The 1,318-nt window shown below is 66.2% G+C and carries 3 protein-coding genes; 2 read left to right on the top strand and 1 reads right to left on the bottom strand.

Annotation, left to right across the window (positions count from 1 at the left end; all coding sequences use genetic code 11):
* Positions 1-159 precede the first annotated feature (159 nt).
* Together BACI9J_RS22545 and BACI9J_RS22540 are read left to right on the top strand one after the other, a co-directional pair.
* Positions 160-531: a hypothetical protein gene (locus tag BACI9J_RS22545; RefSeq protein WP_159736636.1), complete on the top strand. Its 372-nt coding sequence runs from the start codon at positions 160-162 to the stop codon at positions 529-531.
* 60 nt (positions 532-591) lie between these two features.
* A complete protein-coding gene (locus BACI9J_RS22540) occupies positions 592-738 on the top strand; it encodes a single-stranded DNA-binding protein (RefSeq protein WP_159558276.1) in 147 nt (48 codons plus the stop codon).
* A 199-nt stretch (positions 739-937) separates the two neighbouring features.
* On the opposite strand, the gene BACI9J_RS22535 is transcribed toward BACI9J_RS22540, so the two are convergent.
* Positions 938-1,294, bottom strand: coding sequence for a hypothetical protein (locus BACI9J_RS22535; protein WP_159558274.1), 357 nt, complete (start codon positions 1,292-1,294; stop codon positions 938-940).
* Between the last annotated feature and the right edge of the window lie 24 nt (positions 1,295-1,318).

Genomic DNA, 1,318 nt, shown 5'->3' with positions numbered 1-1,318 from the left:
GAAATACCTTCCCGAGTGGTCTCGCTTTGCGGAGGCTGACGCCGCCGCAACATCACTGGGTGCCTGGCCCGGTGTTGACGGCCGGAAGGCGGTCGCGCTCTACGACGCACTCGGTCAGATGTACGCACAGCGCATCCTGGAGAAGGAGAAGAACGCCGTATGAGTGCGCCAGAACGCCGCCGCCCCGGTGCGAACAGCCCAATCAGACTCACCGCCAACGTTGAACCGGTTCGAACAGGCGTCGAGGCACCCGTGACGCCTGAGTCGCCGAGGCGGGAGGCCCCGCCCGCCGAGCCAATTAAGGAAGCGACAATCCCCACGACCGTGGCGCTGCGGGAAGGTCTCAAGCGTCGCGCCCAGACGGCAGTCCTCCACACAGCTGCCTTGCCCGGCGGCTACCGGTCCTTCGCGGCGCTGGTCGACGGGGCGCTCGAGCGAGAGCTTGAACGACTCGCGAACGAACACAACGGCAGCGTTCCGTTCGAACCGAACGCCGGCGGGTTCCGCACCGGCCGACCGTTCGGCAGCTAAGGCCCAGGCCGGCCAAGCGACCGTCGTCCGCATCATCGTGCTCGAGAACCCGGCCGTTACGTGCGCGGCGATCTCCAGAAGGACGAGACGCCCACCCGCCACAACGTCGTGGTGTGGTTCGACCTCGGCGAGAACGCTCCGACCACCCTCCGCTCCGGAAAGTCAGTGATCATCGTCGGCGACGAGCGCGCCGAGTCGTGGGGGTGAGGGCAAGGAGCGCCAAATCCGCCGTGTCCTCCGCGCCAGCGCTATCGGCCCGGATCTCCGCTTCCAGGTCGGGCGAGTCCGCAAGGTCTAGCGCGATGGTAACGACCTCTCCCGATAGGTCTCGATAGGCCCGCCGACGCGGACTCCCTGCCGGTATGGACGACAACGCCCCGGCTATTCTCTCAGGCCAGGGCGTTGTCTACTTGCCGAAGATCAGGGGTGTTGCTGCCGCGACTAGCCCAGGGAATGTGAAAACTGCGGTGTAGACCGAGCACACGATCGCTGCATCCGTGAACGGCTTTTCGGCGGTGCCGGCGTTCTTGCGGTCCTGCGCGATTGCGCTGAGCATTTCTTTCGCCACTGCGCAGGCGGCCCCGAGGCAAACCGAGAGGAACGCGATCCAGGGCGACCCGGGCACCTTGAAGATGACCGGAAGGGCCAGGGCTACGCCTACCGCGACGACGAGGAAGATGATGGTCGCCGGGTGACGGAAGAACCCCTCGACTCCGCGGCCGAAGCGAGCAGCAAGAGGGGGAGGGGCGACGGGTGAAGTCATGGACGGACCCTATCGGAATGTGAC

It is taken from the genome of Arthrobacter sp. 9V (assembly GCF_902506065.1).
Lineage (GTDB): Bacteria > Actinomycetota > Actinomycetes > Actinomycetales > Micrococcaceae > Arthrobacter.
The sequence above is the reverse complement of the archived record's forward strand: the minus strand, read 5'-3'. Positions and strand labels throughout refer to the sequence as shown.

What these genes read in the sequence shown, in the direction of transcription:
- BACI9J_RS22545 (WP_159736636.1), top strand. Translation starts at nt 160, where the DNA reads ATGAGTGCGCCAGAACGCCGCCGCCCCGGTGCGAACAGCCCAATCAGA.
- BACI9J_RS22535 (WP_159558274.1), bottom strand. Translation starts at nt 1,294, where the DNA reads ATGACTTCACCCGTCGCCCCTCCCCCTCTTGCTGCTCGCTTCGGCCGC.